13 protein-coding genes and 1 tRNA gene are annotated in these 17,174 nt (G+C 70.2%); 6 read left to right on the forward strand and 8 right to left on the reverse strand.

All coding sequences use genetic code 11. From position 1 onward, the window contains the following. Positions 1-22: 22 nt before the first annotated feature. The 6 genes from HUT12_RS01965 to HUT12_RS01990 all read right to left on the reverse strand — a co-directional run bounded on the left by HUT12_RS01965 (position 23) and on the right by HUT12_RS01990 (position 9,726). Positions 23-1,711, reverse strand: coding sequence for an acyl-CoA dehydrogenase (locus HUT12_RS01965; protein WP_176092290.1), 1,689 nt, complete (start codon positions 1,709-1,711; stop codon positions 23-25). Further along, complete coding sequence (locus tag HUT12_RS01970; protein WP_176092291.1) at positions 1,708-3,342, reverse strand: acyl-CoA dehydrogenase family protein; 1,635 nt, start codon at positions 3,340-3,342, stop codon at positions 1,708-1,710. Before HUT12_RS01970 ends, HUT12_RS01965 begins: the two co-directional genes overlap by 4 nt. Continuing rightward, complete coding sequence (locus tag HUT12_RS01975; protein WP_176092292.1) at positions 3,339-5,111, reverse strand: fatty acyl-AMP ligase; 1,773 nt, start codon at positions 5,109-5,111, stop codon at positions 3,339-3,341. Before HUT12_RS01975 ends, HUT12_RS01970 begins: the two co-directional genes overlap by 4 nt. Beyond that, entirely contained in the window at positions 5,108-5,326 is a 219-nt protein-coding gene (locus tag HUT12_RS01980; RefSeq protein WP_176092293.1) for a ferredoxin, read from the reverse strand. Before HUT12_RS01980 ends, HUT12_RS01975 begins: the two co-directional genes overlap by 4 nt. 4 nt (positions 5,327-5,330) lie before the next feature. Continuing rightward, positions 5,331-6,524, reverse strand: coding sequence for a cytochrome P450 (locus HUT12_RS01985; RefSeq protein WP_176092294.1), 1,194 nt, complete (start codon positions 6,522-6,524; stop codon positions 5,331-5,333). Between the two features lie 187 nt (positions 6,525-6,711). After that, positions 6,712-9,726, reverse strand: a complete 3,015-nt coding sequence (locus HUT12_RS01990) for a FlgD immunoglobulin-like domain containing protein (protein WP_176092295.1) — start codon at positions 9,724-9,726, stop codon at positions 6,712-6,714. 169 nt (positions 9,727-9,895) lie between these two features. Here HUT12_RS01990 and HUT12_RS01995 point away from each other — a divergent pair, with 169 nt between their 5' ends. The 4 genes from HUT12_RS01995 (at position 9,896) to HUT12_RS02010 (ending at position 13,685) form a co-directional block, all read left to right on the forward strand. Continuing rightward, on the forward strand, positions 9,896-10,420 hold the full coding sequence (locus tag HUT12_RS01995; protein WP_176092296.1) for an SMI1/KNR4 family protein: 525 nt from the start codon (positions 9,896-9,898) through the stop codon (positions 10,418-10,420). 664 nt (positions 10,421-11,084) lie between these two features. Continuing rightward, positions 11,085-12,215: a DNA (cytosine-5-)-methyltransferase gene (locus tag HUT12_RS02000; protein WP_254876695.1), complete on the forward strand. Its 1,131-nt coding sequence runs from the start codon at positions 11,085-11,087 to the stop codon at positions 12,213-12,215. Positions 12,216-12,246: 31 nt separating this feature from the next. Further along, complete coding sequence (locus tag HUT12_RS02005) at positions 12,247-12,669, forward strand: very short patch repair endonuclease (RefSeq protein WP_176095613.1); 423 nt, start codon at positions 12,247-12,249, stop codon at positions 12,667-12,669. Between the two features lie 209 nt (positions 12,670-12,878). Next, positions 12,879-13,685: a GIY-YIG nuclease family protein gene (locus HUT12_RS02010; protein ID WP_176092297.1), complete on the forward strand. Its 807-nt coding sequence runs from the start codon at positions 12,879-12,881 to the stop codon at positions 13,683-13,685. 305 nt (positions 13,686-13,990) lie between these two features. On the opposite strand, the gene HUT12_RS02015 is transcribed toward HUT12_RS02010, so the two are convergent. Then, positions 13,991-14,065: transfer RNA gene (locus tag HUT12_RS02015), tRNA-Lys, on the reverse strand. A 134-nt stretch (positions 14,066-14,199) separates the two neighbouring features. Between HUT12_RS02015 and HUT12_RS02020 the strand changes: the two genes are divergently transcribed. Together HUT12_RS02020 and HUT12_RS02025 are read left to right on the forward strand one after the other, a co-directional pair. Continuing rightward, complete coding sequence (locus HUT12_RS02020) at positions 14,200-14,685, forward strand: DUF1772 domain-containing protein (RefSeq protein WP_131051884.1); 486 nt, start codon at positions 14,200-14,202, stop codon at positions 14,683-14,685. A gap of 124 nt (positions 14,686-14,809) precedes the next feature. Next, positions 14,810-15,892, forward strand: a complete 1,083-nt coding sequence (locus HUT12_RS02025; RefSeq protein ID WP_176092298.1) for an NAD-dependent epimerase/dehydratase family protein — start codon at positions 14,810-14,812, stop codon at positions 15,890-15,892. A gap of 1 nt (position 15,893) precedes the next feature. On the opposite strand, the gene HUT12_RS02030 is transcribed toward HUT12_RS02025, so the two are convergent. After that, a complete protein-coding gene (locus HUT12_RS02030; protein WP_254876697.1) occupies positions 15,894-17,120 on the reverse strand; it encodes a hypothetical protein in 1,227 nt (408 codons plus the stop codon). Between the last annotated feature and the right edge of the window lie 54 nt (positions 17,121-17,174).

The raw sequence follows: 17,174 nt of genomic DNA on the forward strand, positions 1-17,174 counted from the left end.
GCGGTGCGGACTGGCCTCCGGGTCATCCCGGCAGCGGTCGGCGGGACAGGTCGAAGCTGCGTCGCTCCGCGTGCCGGGCGGCCAGTTCCTGATAGAGCGGCTCGCGGTGGTCGCCGGCGCGGTCGTCGCCCGGACGGCCGAGGCTGCGGGCCAGCCGGTCCAGTGCCCCGGTGACCCAGGCCGGGTCGTCGTCCCGGGCCAGCCAGACGTTCAGGCAGGCCGAGGCGGCGAGCACGGTGGCGTACCGGGCGGGCAGGTCGAGCACCTCGACGCGGGCGTCCACGCCCAGGTCGGAGGGGTGCAGCGCGGCCCCCGCCTCGGCGAGGTCGCCGAGTTCGGCCGTGAACTGCCCGGCCAGCCGGCGGAGTCGCTGCTGCTCCGGCTCGTCGCCGGTGAGCCGGTCCACGGCCGCGCCCAGCGATCCGGCCAGGCCGTCCAGCCCGCCGGCGGAGACCCTTAGCCGCGCGAACGGCAGCTCGGGCAGTTCCTCGCCGATCCGGAACAGCGCCGGGTCGGCCGGCTCCGGATGCACCCAGCCGCGCCGCGCCAGCAGCGGCACCTGGGGAAGCATGGTGCCCAGGCAGGCGACACGGGCGGCGTGCCCGAACCCGGCCGGGGCCAGGTCGCGCAGCAGCTTCTGGAAGATCGCGTACCGGCCCTCGCGCAGGTAGAAGTGCGCCCCGAGCACCAGGGAGAGCTGGTGCATCGCGTCCATCAGCCGCTTGCCCACCAGGTACTTCACGGCGGAGGCGTACATGCTGGTCTGGCCGGGCAGCAGGTGCAGCGCGCGGGCCGCGACCAGGCCGAGGCTGTCGCAGATCAGCAGATCCAGGTACGCGTCGACGAGCAGCCGCCGGACCTCGGGCTGGTCGGCGACGCGGTGGCCGTAGAGACGCCGGTCGGCGGCGAAGTCCATGGTCGACCGCAGACCCGAGTCGAGGACACCGGCGAGCATGCTGGGGATCGCGGTGCGGGTGAGCTGGAACGAGCGCAGCGCGGTCTCGATGCCCTGACCGGGCCGACCCACCACCGCCTCGTCGTCCACCGGGCAGTCGGTGAACTCGATGCCGCCCAACTGCACGCCGCGCATGCCCACGCTCGGGTAGCGGGCCAGGTCACGCATCACGCCGTCCGGCAGCGTCTGCTTGTCGACCAGGATCTGCGAGTGGCTGCGGCTGCCCGGCCGCTCGTCGGTGCGGGCCAGCAGCACCAGCCCCCGTGCCCGCGTGACGTTGGTGACCACCTCCTTGCGTCCGGTCAGCCGCCACCCGCCGGTCGTGCCCGGCCGGGCCGCGAACTCGGCGCGGGAGAAGTCGTTGCCGTGCGCCAGTTCGTGGTAGGCCGAGGCGATCTTCTGGTTGGAGAGCAGCGTGTCGGCCACCCATCGGGTCTGCGTCGGTGAGCCGGCGGCCCAGACGTTGACCGACGAGATGAACGAGCTGACGCCGTAGCCGAGCCCCAGCGACGGGTCCCGCCGGAACACCGTCCGCAGCACCTGGATCAGGTCGTCGGCCCCGGCCAGCCGCCCGCCGTGGCGGCGTGGCACGAACTCGGCGTTGAGGCAGTACGCGTCGAGGGCGCGCTCGGCGGCGCCGAACACCTCGTCCTTCTCGTCGGCCACCAGCGCGGCCGTGCCGCCGAGCGGGTTGCCGTCGTCGGACGGGTCGCCGAGCAGGTGTTCCAGCTCGTCCAGCCGGGCGGGGGCCGTCATGACAGCTCCTTGAGGTCGTCGGTGAGCCGGTCGAAGGCGGCGGGGTCGGGCCGGTGACCGCCGATCCGGTCGACGATCAGGGCCAGCGTGGCGGCCAGTTCCGGCCGGGCCGGCTCGGCGGACCACCGGTGCAGCACGGCGGCGGCGGCCAGGCACCACTCGTACCGTCGGGCCAGGTCGAACGCCTCGACGCCGGCCGTCACGCCCTGCGGCGGCAGGGCGGCCATCTCGTCGTGCAGCCGCTCGGCGGAGTCCAGGACGTACGCGGCGAGCCGCACCACGCTCTCCGGCGCCGTCGTGCGGACCTGCTCCACCAGGAAGGGCAGGCTCTGCACCAGGCTGCATCCGGTGCGGGAGAACAGCTCCAGGCGACCCGGGTCGGTGGGTGCGCCGACCTCGACGCCGTGCAGCCCTGCGCCGACCTCGACGCCCCGCAGCCCGGCGACGTCCCGGACCCGTTGCCGCCAGCCGGCCACCAGACGCGGGAACTGGGTGATCAGCGAGTGCCGGTTGACGAAGGTGTTGCCGTCGAAGATGCCCACGATGCGGTGGTCCCGCTCCAGCTTCTGGAACGCGCCGTCGGCGTACACGGTGGTCAGGAACGCGCGGGCGCCGAGCAGCTCGCCGCACCGCGCGATCGCCTCGTCGACCAGGGTCGGCGCCAGCGCCTTCGCCACCGCCGAGTAGACGCTCATCTCGCCGGTCAGCGCGCCGGCCGCCCGCCCGGCGAACAGCACCACCGACTCCGCCACCAGCGCGGCGGCGGAGATCTCCCCGAAGCTGCGCCGCACGTGCGGCAACTCGATCAGCCGACGACCGTAGAGCTCCCGCTCCCGCACGAACCGCAGGGTCAGCTCCCGGGCGTGGTCGACGGCGCCGAGCGAGAGCCCGGCCGCCATCACCCGGGTCAACTGGAGCGCCTTGAGCACGATCTCCAGGCCCGCACCGGGCCGCCCGACCAGCGCCTCGGGCGGCACCACCGCACCGTCGAAGGCGAGGCCGCTGATGTCCGCGCCCCGGATGCCGTGCGTACGCGCCTTCGGCAACGTCCGGTAGCTGCCCGGGGCGAGCCGGTCCTTGTCGACCAGGAACAGGCTGTGGCCGCGTGCCCCGGCGTCGGCCGAGGTGCGGGCGAGCACGCAGACCGTCCCGGCCCGGGTGGCGTTGTTGATCGGCCACTTCTCGCCGTCCAGGCGGTACCCGTCCGGGCACTCGGTGGCGGTCAGCTCGCCGGCCACCAGGTCGCTGCCGTGCCCGCGCTCGGTCAGCGCCCAGGAGACCACCGCACCGGCCCGGATCCGCGCCCCGAGCCGCTCGGCCCGTTCCGGGTCACCGGCCACCCAGACGCAGACCGCGCCCAGGTAGGTCTTGGCGTGCGCGATCGCGGCGGTCAGGTCGTGCCGGGCGATCGTCCGGACCACCTCGACGAGCTGCGTGTGATCGGTCGACGCGCCGCCGAAGCGCGCCGGCACGTACCAGTCGGGAACCCCCAGCTCGTCCAGCAGACGTACGGCGTCGGTGGGGAACGTCTCGGTCCGGTCCAGCTCGGCGACCCGGTCCGGGCGGAACGGCTCGGCCGTGGCCAGGGCGGCGTCCAGCAGGCCCGGCGAGATGGTGGTGACGGCGCTCATCGGGCCACCCCGGCCAGCTCACGATCCCGGTCGGTGGCGTCCAGGTGGGAGCGGACCTCCGGGGTGAGGTCGGCGTACGTGCCGGTGAGCGAGCCCTCCTGGAAGGCGCGACGGACCGCGACCCGCTGGATCTTGCCGCTGGTGGTCCGGGACACCCCGCCCGGGCGGACCAGCAGCACGCTCGCCTCCACGCCGAACTCGCGGGACAACCGGTGCCGCACCGCCGCCGAGATCCGGGCCAGCTCCTCCGGCGTCGCCCGGCCGGCCCGTACCTCGTGCACCAGGACCACCTGCTCCTCGGGCACCGGCACGCTGAACGCGGCTCCGACACCGAGCGCCAGCGCGGGATGCACGGTGCGCGCCTCGGCCTCCAGGTCCTGCGGATACAGGTTGCGGCCCCGGATGATCAGCAGCTCCTTGATCCGCCCGGAGATGTACAGCTCGTCGTCGAGGCGTACCCCGAGGTCGCCGGTGCGCAGGAAACCGCGCTCGCCACAGGCGGTCTCCGCGTCGAAGACGGCGGCCGTGGCCTCGGGGTTCTCCCAGTACCCGCGCGCGACGCTCGGTCCGCGCAGCCAGATCTCGCCCACCTCACCGTCGGGGAGCAGCACGTGGCGCTCCGGGTCGACGATGCGGATGTCCATCTCGGACGTCGCGCCGCAGCCGACCAGGTCACGGGTGGCCTCGTCGGTGTCCGGCCCGACCGGTCGGGCCTGCCCCCGGCTTAGGTGCGCGGCGTCGACCCGGGTGATGCGGGGAAGCCGGTACTGCCCGACGCAGGAGACCGCAAGCGTCGCCTCGGCCAGCCCATAGCCGGGGCCGACCGCCTCCGGCCGCAGGCCGTAGGGCGCGAACCGGTCGCGGAAGCGGGCCAGCGTGCTCGCCTGGACCGGCTCGGCGCCGTTGACCGCGACCCGCCAACGGGACAGGTCCAGGCCGGCGAGCCTCTCCTCGGCGATCCGGTTCAGGCACATCTCGTAGGCGAAGTTGGGTGCCGGGGAGATCTGCACGTCGAAGCGGTCCACCAGGAACAACCAGCTCTGCGGGTGCCGCAGGAACACCGAGGCGGGCATGTGCACGGTGGTGCTGCCGACGTACAGCGGGGAGAGGAAGAGCCCGATCAGGCCGAAGTCGTGGTGCATCGGCAGCCAGCCGCCGTGCCGGGCGTCCGACGGCGCGCCGAGGATGCGCTGGTAGACCCCGGCGTTGTCGGCCAGGTTGCCGTGCGTCACCACGACGCCCCGGGGCTGGCTGGTGGACCCGGAGGTGTACTGGAGGAAGGCGATCCGGTCCGGGTCGTCGGGCAGGGCACGGAACTGTCCGACGTCGGGCAGCGCGGTCGCGTCGGTCACCAGACGCGGCAGGTCGCCCACCCCGGCCGCCTCCGCCCAGGTGGCCACGTCACCGGCCACCCGCTCCTCGGTGAGCAGGGCGGCGGCCCGCGCGTTGCGGACGATCGCGGTGAGCCGCTGGCTGCGGTGCTGCTGCCCGTCCGGCACCGGCACCACGATCGGGATCACGCCGGAGTACAGGCAGCCGAGGACGGCGAGGGCCAACTGCGGGCCCGGCGGATAGAGCAGCATCGCCCGGTCGCCGGCGGCCAGCCGGTCCTGGAACAGCGCGCCGACCCGGCGGGCCGCGTCGTGGATCTGGGCGTACGAGTAGCTGATCGGGGCGTCGTCACGCATCGGGTCGGCCACGTAGGTGAACGCGGTCCGCTCGCCGAACTGCGCGACGTTGACCTCCATCCGGGCACTGAAGCTGGTCACCGTTCACGCTCCTGCTGAGTCGTCTGAATCGAGATCGCTCGGTTGGGGCACAGGTGTGCGGCCTCCCGCACGGCCGGGACCCGGTCCGGCTCCGGCTCGGCCACCAGCAGCACGACCGTCCCGTGGTCGTCCTCGTCGAACACCTCCGGCGCGAGCCGGACGCAGTGCCCGGCGCCGAGACAGCGCTCCGCCGCGACGGTGAGCAGGACCGTCATCGGGTCACCACCGCACCGGCAGCCGGCCGAGCCCGAACACCACGCCCTGCTTGACCGGGACCTGCTCGACCGGTACGGCCAGGTGCAGCCCCGGGATCCGGGTGAACAGCGCCCGCAGCGCGATCAGCAGCTCCAGCCGTCCCAGGTGCTGGCCGACGCACTGGTGGATGCCGAAGCCGAAGGTCAGGTGACCGCGTGCCGCCCGCCGTACGTCCAGCACGTCGGGGTCCGCGAACCGTTCCGCATCCCGGTTGGCCCCGGGGAGCAGCAGCACGATGCCCTCCCCGGCCCGGATCAGCTCGCCGTCCACCTCCAGGTCGGCGGTGGCGACGCGGACCGTGGCACCGGTGAGCGACAGGTACCGCAGCAGCTCCTCGACCGCGTCCGGCCACCGCTCCGGCTCGGCCCGCAACAGGTCGAGCTGGGTACGCTCGGTGAGCAGAGTGAGCACGCTCATGCCCAGCGTGTTGACGGTGATGTCCTGTCCGGCGAGCACGATGGCGATGCCGAGGCCGGTCGCCTCCTCGACGGTCAGCTCGCCCTCGTCGATCCGCTCGACCAGATCCCGCAACTGGCCGTCCCGCAGCGTGTCCCGACCCTCGGTGAGCAGGTGGGTCAGGTAGCCGGTCATCGACCGGACCGGATTGAACCGCTTGTAGGTCACCGTCTGGAAGTGCGCGACGTCCGCCTCCGGCACCCCGAGCAGCCGACCCAGGACCTCCGCGACCAGCGGCTTGGCGAACACGTCGAGCAGGTCCACCGGCGGCGACTCGGCCAGCATCCGGTCCAGGTAGGCGTCGGTGTACCGGACGATCTCCGGTTCCCAGGCGCTGATCCGCTTGTAGGTCAGGCTGGGCAGCACCGCCCGCCGCTGCCGCGAGTGCGCCGGCGGATCGGTCCGCAGCAACGCCTCGATGGTCGCCGAACCGCTCTGCCGCAGCCCCGCCATGCCGGGCACCGGCACCGGCATGGCCGGCTGCCGGACGTCCACACTGGTGTCCGGGCTGGCCAGGATCGCCCGGGTCGCCGCGTACCCGGTGACGACCCAGACCGGACGGCCGTCGAACAGCCGCGCCCGGGTGACCGTCCCGCGCTCCCGCAGCTCCCGGTATTCCTCCGGCGGCTGGTACGGGCACTGACGCTTCAGGGGCAGCTCGGGTAGCTGCGTGATGTCTTCCGTGGCCACGGCTCTGCTCACCGATACCGCCCCTCTCTCCCCCGCTTGTCTCATCGAAGACGAGTCTGCGGAGGTGAGAGAGTTTCGATAAGACACCGCCGGGCGGCGGAAAGAGCGCCCGGCCGGGCATACCCGATCGGGTATGCCCGGCCGGTCAGGGTGGGTCGGCTCGGCCGACCCCGCTACCTAGGGCGCGGGAGCCACTGGTTCAGCGGCGTACGGTCACCGCCTTGCTGGTCGACCTGCCGTCCACGTACCCCGCCTTGCGGGCGATCACCACGACGGTCAGCTTCTTGTTGCGCATCGAGGACTTGAGCTTCAGCGTCTTCCCCGTCGCGCCCTTGATCACTTTGCCGTTGAGCCGCCACTCGTAACGGTAGGAGTCGACCTTCGGCGACCAGGTGCCGACCAGTGCCTTCACCGTCCGGCCCACCTTCGGGGTACCGCTGACCGACGGCTTCTTCGTCGCCTTCGACGCCTTACCCTTGGCGACCACGGCCGATGCGGGTGAGGTGGCCACACCGGACGGATGGCCGGTACGCCTCGCGGTCACCGTGACGGTGAGCCGCTTGCCCACCACCGACGGCGTGACCTTCAGGGACGCACCGGTCGCGCTCTTGATCGCGGTGCCGTTGGCCGACCACTGATAGGCGTACGAGGTGGGGGCCGGGCTCCACGTGCCGGGTGCCGCCTTCACCGTCGAGCCGACCGCGAGGGTGCCCGAGATCGACGGCTTCTTCGTCGCCGTCGGCGGTGCGGGAGCCGGAGGCGGCGGGGGCGGCGGCGGGGCGAGTCGTGGGCCGGCGACGGTCAGGGCGGGACCCACGCCGTCAGCGGGCTGGGCGGTCAACGTCCACGCGAAGGCACCGTCGGCCAGCGGCCTACCGGCGGAGTCCCGGCCGTCCCAGGCCACCCGCAGCAGGCCCCGGACCGACGAGCCGGACAGCGTACGCAGGGCGGTGCCCGCCGCGTCACGGACGACGAACTGCCAGGAGGCGGCGGGCTTCGACAGCCACCACTGACCGGACCAGGCATCGGTCTCGTCGGACACGGTCGAGTCGATCACGCTCAACGCCGATGCCGGGATGCCGGTCGGCACGATGTGGACCTGCTGCCGCCGGTCGGCGTACGCGACCGCGCCGCCGAACCGGTCCACGGTCCAGGCGGTACGCGGTGCGGCACCCGGACCGAGGTCGTCCGCGTCCACCAGCGTCCGGGCCGGGCGCTGGCCGTTCAGGTCGACCAGCCGGAGCCCGCCGTTCACCTGCTCGACCAGGTAGCCGTCGCCGAGCAGCACGTCACGTGCCGGGGCGGGCAGGTGGCGCTTGGCCACCCGGTCCCAGACACCCGAGCCCCGCTCGCTGTACGTGTAGTCCACGCACGCCCAGTACACCCAGCGCCCCACGGCCTGCAGCCGGGTGGCCGAGCATCCGTTGCTGGTGGTGAAACTCTCCAGGACGGTGCCGGTGGGAAGCTGGGTGGCGGTCACCACACCGGAGGCGGCCGAGCCGCTCCACAGCGTCGAACCCCAGACGGCGGCCCCGACGAATGACCGGTTCTGGAGCACGACACCCGCCGCCCCGGGCCGGAACTCGCCGATGTACTGGGTGCTGTACGTGCCACCGTCGATCACCGCGTACCGACCGGAGAGGTCGATGAGCCTCGGGGCGAAGTGCTTCGTCTCGATGCTCGGGCCCGACGCGGCGGACCCGTTCGCGTACAACATCGTCACGTCGCGGTAGGTCGCATTGGCGCGACCGTGATGGCCGGTGCCGTCGGCGAACATCGTGATGCAGCGGGGGTTGTCGGACGTGCCGCAGGAGCCGTCGCGGCCACCGACCAGCGCGTCCCGGGTGGCGCGCTCGACGGCCGGTACGCCCCCGCCGGTCGGCGTGGTCAACCAGGTGCTGCGGTAGGTGCCGAGGAAGTCGCTGGGACTGTAGATGGTGCTGTTGTCGGCCGTGCTGAGGATGCCGCTGCCGAGCGCGAGCCCGTGGATCTGCGCCGGCACCGGCTGCACCGACGTGATCCGGTGCCGGGTGACCGAGCCGTCCGGGGTCGGCGAGATCCGCCAGATCCCCCAGTCCAGGTCGCCCTCCTCGACGTACTCCCGCGCACCCGCCACCAGGGCGGACCCGTCCGGTGCCTGGACGATCTGGTGCGCGGCCGGGTTCATGACCGTGGCCGGGCGTCGCGTTCCGTCGACGCGCTCGGCCCAGAGCCGCTGCCCACGATAGATGTTGTTGCCCGTGGCGATCGGATCGACCGAGAGCAGGCTCGCACCGACCAGCCCGTGCGCGGCCTGGTAGTTGAGGTGGCCCGTGGTGACCGTGTGGGTCGGTGCCGAGAAGTCCTCCCGGTCCAGGACGTCCAGTAGGGAACGCCCGCTGCGCAGCCTCAGGATCGACTCGGTGGCGAGCCGGAAGCCGCTCACCTCCCAAGCGTCGAACGGGTCGAGCCGGTCCGGAAGCCGGGTGAAGACACCGCTGGCGACGTCGATCAGGCCCCACTTGCGCCACTCGTCGACCGGATCGGCGAGCCGGTAGCGAACGATGACGGAACGGGCGTCGGCGTCCTCGACCGCAGCCTCCGTCACACCATCGGGAAAGCCGGAGACCGGCCTCTCGACGCCGTCCCGGAGCAGGTGGTACGCCAGGTCGTCGGTGCGGGTCAGAATGGTGTCACCGAAGGTGCCCTGGTAGGACCGTCCCTCGGGCAACGTCACCGTGCGGCCGTTCGAGGCACCCCGCAGCAGCGTCACCCGTGGCGACGGCTCGGCCGAATAGACGGCCACCGTGTCCGAACCCGCCCCGTACCAACCAGGGTGGAACGAGGGGGCCGACGGCCACCAGCCTCGGAAGTCGTACTGCACCGGTGCGGGCAGCCGCTGGTCGAGCGCGGTGGTCGTGCCGTTTGCGTACACCGTCCACAACAGACGGTCGTCACCCTCCTGTGCCCACAGGAATCCGGTGTCGCCGGCGTTGAGGATCCGGGTGGCGCGCGGGATGGCCCGCGCCTCGGCGGGCAGCACCAACTCCGCAGTCGGCTCGGGGGAGGCGGCGATCGCCGTGCCGGGCACTGCGGCGAGCGTGCCGACGAGGCACATCGTCAAGGTCAGAACAGTCGAGATCCGCGCCGTACGCACGGCCGGCAGTTGCCCGGTCAGGGCCACCGTCTCCTCCTCGGAAACCACAAGAAAAGTGGTGCGGAGAAAGGACACCATCGGATCGGCAGACGTGCTGCCCGGTGTCCCCACGCATCTGAGGGCGGCAGCATAGCAAGAAGCCGATCTTGGTGGTGCCCCGTTGCCGCTGGTTAGCCGGCTCTCCGCGTGGCGCGGGACGGCACGGACGGGCCGAGAGGATGTCGGTCGTCGTGGTTAGGGTGCTGCCGTGGAAGAGAGCCGTCGTAGCCTGCCCGCAGCGCTGGCCGAAGCGCACGCGGGGGAATTCGACTACCGCGACGGAGCCGGCGTCGACTTCGAGCCGTACCCGCAGTTCCTGGACCCGGACGAGACCGCCGACTGGTGGCGCTCCTGGACCGGCAACCCCGAGCTGGACGGGGCCGAGTACCGCGTCTTCGGGCAGGACGGCACCGGTGGCTACGCCGCGTTCTGGCTGGTCCGCGCCGGTGAGCCGATCGAACGACAGCCGGTGGTGTTCCTCGGATCGGAGGGCGAGACCGGGGTCGTGGCGCCGGACCTGGGGAGCTACCTGTGGCTGCTGGCGGACGGATTCGGTCCGTGGGAGGCGGCGCAGTACCCGGAGCACGAGCACGAGCCGCAGCCGGACGCGCGCCTCACCGAGATAGCACAGCGCTTCGCGCCGGATCGCCGTCGATCGGCGGACGAGGTGGTCGCGGCGGCGCGGGCGGAGTTCCCCGACTTCGACACGCAGATCGACGCCCTCTGCCGTTAGCGCGTGTGAACAGGCCATAGTGTCGCTTGACTATGGGAGTAGCGCGGCGTAACGGTCGGTCAACTCTCGCTCGGTCGTGTCGCCCTGCTCAAGGTCCGCGAACGTTTGGCGAAGCGCTGTATCAGGTGATCACCAATCGTCGTGAGCATGGCAGCCTCCCACGAGAACCGACTAAGCCCGAACCAGCCGACCGTCCGACGAGCCACCGCTCCGGACGGTACCCGCATCGAGCCGAGGACGAGGACGCCAAAGCTCTGGCAGGTGCCCCAGCCGGGTCTGTCTCCGCTGTTAGCACCGAGAAACTCTGCGTACCCCAGGAGGGTTGCCCGGTGTCAGTTTGTGGGAACCTCCGCCGACGAGTAGGTGCTTGCCAGGCCCCGGTATCGGGGCTGGTCCTGCATCGCGGCCTGAAACCTCCTACAAAAACTCTGCACCGCTCGGGCACCTGCACTGTCTGACCGCCTCGTTTGCCGTCTCGTCTCCCAGCGGGACCCACCAAGAGGTCGCAACCTACGGCAAATCGTGGTACCACACGTAAGCCGTGAGCAGTCGTATGATTACGTCTGGTCGAACTGGTGATCGAAAGATCACAGATGAGTGTCACACCTGAGGACTGCGGCCAGGGTGCCGATAGGCTGCAGTAGTGATGGGCGAGGAGGGAAGCATGGAGAGCGCGCCCATCCGGGCAGCGGAGTTCTTTGCCGGGATCGGTCTCGTCCGAACCGCCCTTGAGCGGGTGAAAGGCGCTCAGGTGCAAGTGGTGTGGGCAAACGACATTAAGCAGGCCAAGCGCGATGCCTATGCCGCCAACTTTCCAGATGCCGAAGAGCACTTCGTCGTTCGTGATATACGCGAGGTTGAGGCTTCGGACCTGCCAGCGGGGATCGAACTGGCAACGAGCAGCTTCCCGTGCATTGACCTCTCGCTGGCTGGCAATAGGCGTGGCCTGTCTGGTGAGCAGTCGGGGATGTTCTGGGAGTTTACAAAGGTCATGAAGGGTTTGTCGCCCCGGCCGCCGGTGATTCTCCTTGAAAATGTCTATGGGTTTGCTACCAGTCGTGGCGGCGCGGACCTCGCGGCCGCATTGGAAAGCTTATCGAAGCTCGACTATTCACTGGACGTGATTGCGATCGACGCCCGGCACTTCGTGCCGCAGTCTCGACCGAGGATGTTTATTGTCGGCATTCAGAAAAACATGCTGCCGAGTCGAGTAAGGAAAGGACTTCCGGCGGTCACCGACTCGCGTCCCGCCTGGGTACAGGCCATTCACGGCAAGCACCGTCAGGCGTTAGATATGCACTACATGGACCTCCCGCCCTTGCCCGAGGGGCCGCAGGACCTGGATGGCTTCGTTGAGGTGGATGTCGCAGCGAGCCTTTGGTGGGGTGAGGATCGAGTGGACGCTTTCGTCAGGTCTCTTAGCGACGTTCAGAGAGCCCGATTCGAGACTCTTCTCGCGGGGGATGCGACCAGTTATCGAACTGCCTACCGCCGCACTAGGCGGGGGGTGGCGATGTGGGAACTGCGTAAGGACGGCATCGCGGGGTGCCTCCGGACCACCGGAGGTGGATCAAGCAAGCAGGCGCTAGTCCAACTGGGCAAAGGTCAAATATCGATTCGGTGGATGACTCCACGGGAGTACGCCAATCTCATGGGTGCCCATGAGTATAAACTCCTTGCCGGAACGCCGAATCAGCAACTCTTCGGTTTTGGTGACGCTGTCGTGGTTGACGTTATTGAGTGGATTGGCAACAATTACCTTCTGCCGATCCTGCGTCCGACCTGTGTGGAGTGACGCTAGCTCACTTAAAAGAAAAACGATGACAATGCCTCCCACGCCACCACCGTCATCAGCTTCGCGCGCTATGAGGTCAAATAGGAGCGCTAATACAAAGCCTGAGCTAGCCCTCCGGCAAGAACTCTTCCGCCGAGGGCTTCGTTACCGAGTCGGCTATCGAATCTCACTTCTAGAACGCGCGGTCCGGCCAGATATCGTCTTCACGCGACGCAAAGTGGCAGTTTTTGTAGACGGTTGCTTCTGGCACGGATGCCCGATCCATTGCCGGATGCCGTCCGATCCGAGTGGATATTGGCACCAGAAGATTGATCGCAACCGAAAGCGTGACTTGGCAGTTGATGAGATGCTGCGCGCTGCGGGCTGGACCATATTCCGGGTCTGGGAACACGAGCCCGCGAACGAAGCGGCGGGAGCCATCCATGCTGCACTAAATCAAGAGGTAAGCACGTAGGCGTCATCGATCACCTTTGCCAGCGGTGCCCGATGGCGAATCTGTGCGAGGCACACGAGGCGTTAGGCCAGGTCGGATTGCCGACACTCGGCTACGGCCCATAGCTCCTACCTGGGCTTCCGCTGCCAAGATGCGGCTCCGCAGGCTCGCCGTACCGTGCCCGACCCTCACTATCAGCAAGCCTAGCCTTTAGACTCCTGCTCCCGATCATGGTGACAGAAGAGGTAGAGGGGTGCCCAGTGGCTAGTCGTGGCGTCGCGTCATACAACGAGCCGGATCACAACCCGCCGTCGAAGGCCTCGCTGCCGACTGAGTTCGTCCAGGGCTTCAGACGGTTACTGAAGGACGCGATGGGGTCTGTGGACACCGCGAGCGGCAAGGCGCTCGGCAACTGCATCGGCGTCTACGCCTTCTACGATTACGATGCCGAGCCGATCTACGTCGGGCAGACGTGGTTGAAGTTCAGAGATCGCATCGGCCGGCACTTGACCGGCCAGCGAAGCGATACGCTGGCGTATCGGATTCTCGACCCCTTCGAGGTCGCAGAGTTGGAGTTCTGGCCAACCGAGCACTTGGGCAACGACCCCGACAAGCAGGCGAAGCTGAACGCGATCGAGTACTCGGTATATCGCCGAGCGATCGACCAGTCGAAGTACCGGGCAATCTTGAACGAAAAGATCCCCCCGACCTCCGAACTCGTCGAGCTACCGCCCTCGTATCGCTTCAACTTGATCCCCGAAGACCTTCGAGAAGACCGCGAGCACCCGGACGTCCGCATCGCTCGTCGTGCCGAGACCTTGGCTAGGGTGTCGGCCGTTGCTCACGAGCGTGGCGAGGTCTCGCCTGGTCTGCGGCGCGTCATCGTAATCCAAGCCGTCCGTCTCGCTGACCTGGCAGCCGCGCGGCTGGCCTTCGCAGAAGGTCGATCCCGGCCAGCTCCTAACTCAATCGACGTGCACGCGCTAGTCGGGAACGTCCTTCGGGAGTCCACTGCGGGCGACGTCTCCGACGAGTAGCGCCTGTCAGCGCTCCGCTGCCCGATCGATACCGGCGACCAAGCCGCAACAAGCCACGTGAAATCCGCCCGAACCCGGCAGGCGCGACGTGAACTAACAGTGCCAGTTCGGCTTCGTCATGGAAGATCTACACGGTGGTGTCCTCGGCGGCCACCTGCGACGCGCTCAAGCGGCTCGGCAGCGCACTGACCGATGAGGCGGCTACTGCGGCGGGAAGTTTCCACCGACCAAGATCGGAGCTGAGTTGTGCCCTCGTTGTGCCCGATGATCTTTGCTTGACGTTACCGCAGTTCATGGGGGGTGTGTGGTGGGCCGCCAGGGACTCGAACCCTGAACCTATGGATTAAAAGTCCACAGCTCTGCCATTGAGCTAGCGGCCCGCGCGCTCAGGTTACCGGACACTGCGCGGATCGGGCTCGCGGCTGTCGAGCAGCCGTCGATGACTGCCCGGTGGCCGGGTGGTGCCGGGTTGGCAGGATCGGCTCGGGCATCGGTTCGACAGGGGGAGGCGAGCGTGCCGGAAGGCGTACGGGTCGTGGTGCTGGCCGGGGGTGTGGCGGCCACGGGGCTGGTGGCGGGGTTGTTCTTCGCGTACGCCTGCTCGGTCATGCCGGGGTTGGCGGCGACCGACGATCGGACGCTGGTCGGCACCATGCAGTCGATCAACCGGAAGATCGTCAACGGCTGGTTCATCTCGGTGTTCCTGGGTGGGCCGGTGCTGGTGGCGGTGGCGGTCGTCGGGTACTTCGGTGACGGCGGTGCGGTGCTGTGGTGGCTGGTCGCCGCGCTGGTCCTGCATCTGGTGACGCTCGGTGTAACGGCGCGGTGCAACGTGCCGCTCAATGATCAGTTGGACGCCGCCGGGTCGGTCGACGGGATCACCGACCTGGCGGCGATCCGGCGTCGGTTCGAGGTGCCGTGGGTGCGCTGGAACCTGGTTCGGACGGGCAGTTCGGTCGGGGCCTTCGCCAGCATGATCGGCGCGCTGCTGGCCCGGTAGCGGACCCCGCGCACGCGGGACGTCGGCCGGGTGGGGCCGCGACCGCCGGGGCCGCGCACGGGAGCGCCGCCGGTCGGGAGCCAGGTGGACGCGTGGAAAGCGACTGACCGGGTACGGACCGGACATGCGGATCGTGGTGGTGGGCGCGAGCGGCAACATGGGTACGGCACTGCTGCGCCGGTTGTGGCGTGAGCGCGGTGTGGAGATCGTCGGGGTGGCGCGGCGGCTGCCGCACGCGGGGGCCGGTGAGCCGTACGCGGGGGTGCGGTGGCACTCGTGCGACATCGGGCGGGCCGGTGCCGTTGACGAGTTGACCGAGGTGTTCTCCGGGGCGGACGCGGTGGTGCACCTGGCCTGGCAGATCCAGCCCAGCCACGACCAGCAGGTGTTGCGGCGTACCAATGTGGGTGGCAGCCGGAATATCGTGGACGCGGTGCTGCGGGCGGGCGTACCGGCGCTGGTGTACGCGTCGTCGGTGGGGGCGTACGCGCCGGGGCCGAAGAACCTGCCGATCAGCGAGCGGTGGCCGGCGACCGGGGTGGCCGAGTCGTCGTACAGCCGGGACAAGGCGGTGGTGGAGGAGATGCTCGACGGGGTCGAGCGGACCCGTCCGGAGCTTCGGGTGGTACGCCTGCGGCCGGGGTTGATCTTCCAGCGGGAGGCGGGTACGGAGATCAGCCGTTACTTCCTGGGGCCACTGGTGCCGGTGCGGCTGCTCCGGTTCGGGCGGCTGCCGTTGGTGCCGGCCAACCGCCGGCTGCGGATGCAGGCGGTGCACGCCGACGACGTGGCCGACGCGTACGCCCGGGCGATTCTGGGTGACGCGCGCGGCGCCTTCAACGTCGCCGCGGACCCGGTGTTGACGCCGGAGCTGGTGGCCCGGCACTTCCACGGCTGGACGGTGCCGGTGGCCGCCCCGGTGCTGCGGACGGCTGCCGCGCTGACCTGGCGGGCCCGGCTGCAACCGGTCGACGCGGGGTGGGTCGAGCTGGCGTTGAGCGCGCCACTGATGTCCAGCGAGCGCGCCGAGACCGAGCTGGGCTGGCGGCCACGCGTGGACGCGGTCACCGCGCTCAAGGAGTTGGTGGCGGGCATGGCGGAGCGCGCCCACACGGCCAGTCCGCCGCTCTCCGCCGCCCCCGACCTGCCCGGCCGTCCCGCCGCCCTCCTCAAGGCCCGCCCCGCCGGCCAGGGCAACCCCTACTGACTCAGCGGATGGTGGAGGCGGTGATGGTGGGGCCGGAGCCGGCGCCCTGGTAGAAGATGCCGGGGTGGGTCTGGAAGCCGTGGCTGGGGTTGCGGCGCAGGGTCGACTTCTCGATGCGCAACGTGCCGGTGCGGTTGTTGCTGACGAAGAAGATCGCCCCGCCGCCCTCCTTGGCGTCGTTCCCCTCGATCAGGGTGCCGGCGACGCGGACCGAGAATTCGTTTCCGTCGGCGTAGATCGCGCCGCCGCTGCCGCCGCCGGGAGTGCCGGAGCGGGCCGGGTTGGCGCCGGTGCCGACGGCCGCGTTGTCCCGCAGCACGCTGTTCAGGATGACCCAGGAGACGCCGATGCTGCTCAGTGCGCCGCCGTTGGCGCAGGTGCCGCCGGTGAAGGTGCTGTCGACCACGTACACCGGTTGGCCGTCGTGCTGGTCGAGCACCCGGATGGCGGCGCCGCCCACGTCGGGGCCGGTGCGGTCGCAGCGGTTGCCGACGAAGTGCGAGTCGACCACCTTGAGCCGCCCGCCGCGCACGAAGATCGCGCCACCGCCGCCACCGTCGACGCGCTGGCCGGTGGCGTCGCCGTCGGCGAAGGTCAGGTTCTGCACGGTGAGCTGCGGGTGGTCCTGGTTCTGGCAGCGCGCGGTGGTCCAGCCCTGGAGCGGGTCGCAGGTGTTCATGTAGAGGATGCGGCGCTTGCCCTGCCCGCTGAGCGTGATCTTGCCGCCGCCGTCCAGCACCACCTTCGGGCCGTTGGCGTTGCGGACCTTCGCGGTCGCCGCCATCGTGATGGTCACCGGGTCGGGGCCGCAGTCGAAGGTGATGATCCCGCCGGCCGCGACCGCCCGCACCACCGCTGCCGAGGTGCAACTGGCCGGGGTGCCGTCACCGATGGTGCGGGTCGGGTTCGAGGTGTCGACGGCCTGGGCCACGGCGGGCACGGGGGCCGCGTCGGCCGGGGGCGCGCTGTCGCGTACGCCCGGGTTGTCGGCCGACCGGGTCGGGTCGGCACCGGCGGCGGGGGTGCCGAGCGCGGCGTTGCCGGACGGGCTGGTCTCGGCGCTCTGGTGCTGTCCGGGCGGTGCCTCGGAGGTCGGCTCGGCGGGATCGCCGCCGGCCGGCTGCTGGACGCTGCGCGGGTCGACGCGGGGTACGGACGGGCCGCCGCAGCCGGTCAGACCGACGGCGACACCGAGCGCGACCACGGGAGCGAGGGATCTGAGACGCACCAGGTGATGCTAGAGCCTGCGCGGGGGTCCGCGACCGGTCGCGGACCCCGTGGT

The sequence above is a fragment of the Verrucosispora sp. NA02020 genome (genome assembly GCF_013364215.1).
In the GTDB taxonomy this organism is placed as follows: Bacteria; Actinomycetota; Actinomycetes; order Mycobacteriales; family Micromonosporaceae; genus Micromonospora.

Bases quoted from the DNA above. Each gene is read 5' to 3' on its own strand.
- HUT12_RS01965 (WP_176092290.1), bottom strand. From the start codon at position 1,711: ATGACGGCCCCCGCCCGGCTGGACGAGCTGGAACACCTGCTCGGCGAC.
- HUT12_RS02000 (WP_254876695.1), top strand. From the start codon at position 11,085: ATGGAGAGCGCGCCCATCCGGGCAGCGGAGTTCTTTGCCGGGATCGGT.
- HUT12_RS01990 (WP_176092295.1), bottom strand. From the start codon at position 9,726: ATGGTGTCCTTTCTCCGCACCACTTTTCTTGTGGTTTCCGAGGAGGAG.
- HUT12_RS02005 (WP_176095613.1), top strand. From the start codon at position 12,247: ATGCCTCCCACGCCACCACCGTCATCAGCTTCGCGCGCTATGAGGTCA.
- HUT12_RS02010 (WP_176092297.1), top strand. From the start codon at position 12,879: ATGGTGACAGAAGAGGTAGAGGGGTGCCCAGTGGCTAGTCGTGGCGTC.
- HUT12_RS01970 (WP_176092291.1), bottom strand. From the start codon at position 3,342: ATGAGCGCCGTCACCACCATCTCGCCGGGCCTGCTGGACGCCGCCCTG.
- HUT12_RS01980 (WP_176092293.1), bottom strand. From the start codon at position 5,326: ATGACGGTCCTGCTCACCGTCGCGGCGGAGCGCTGTCTCGGCGCCGGG.
- HUT12_RS02025 (WP_176092298.1), top strand. From the start codon at position 14,810: ATGCGGATCGTGGTGGTGGGCGCGAGCGGCAACATGGGTACGGCACTG.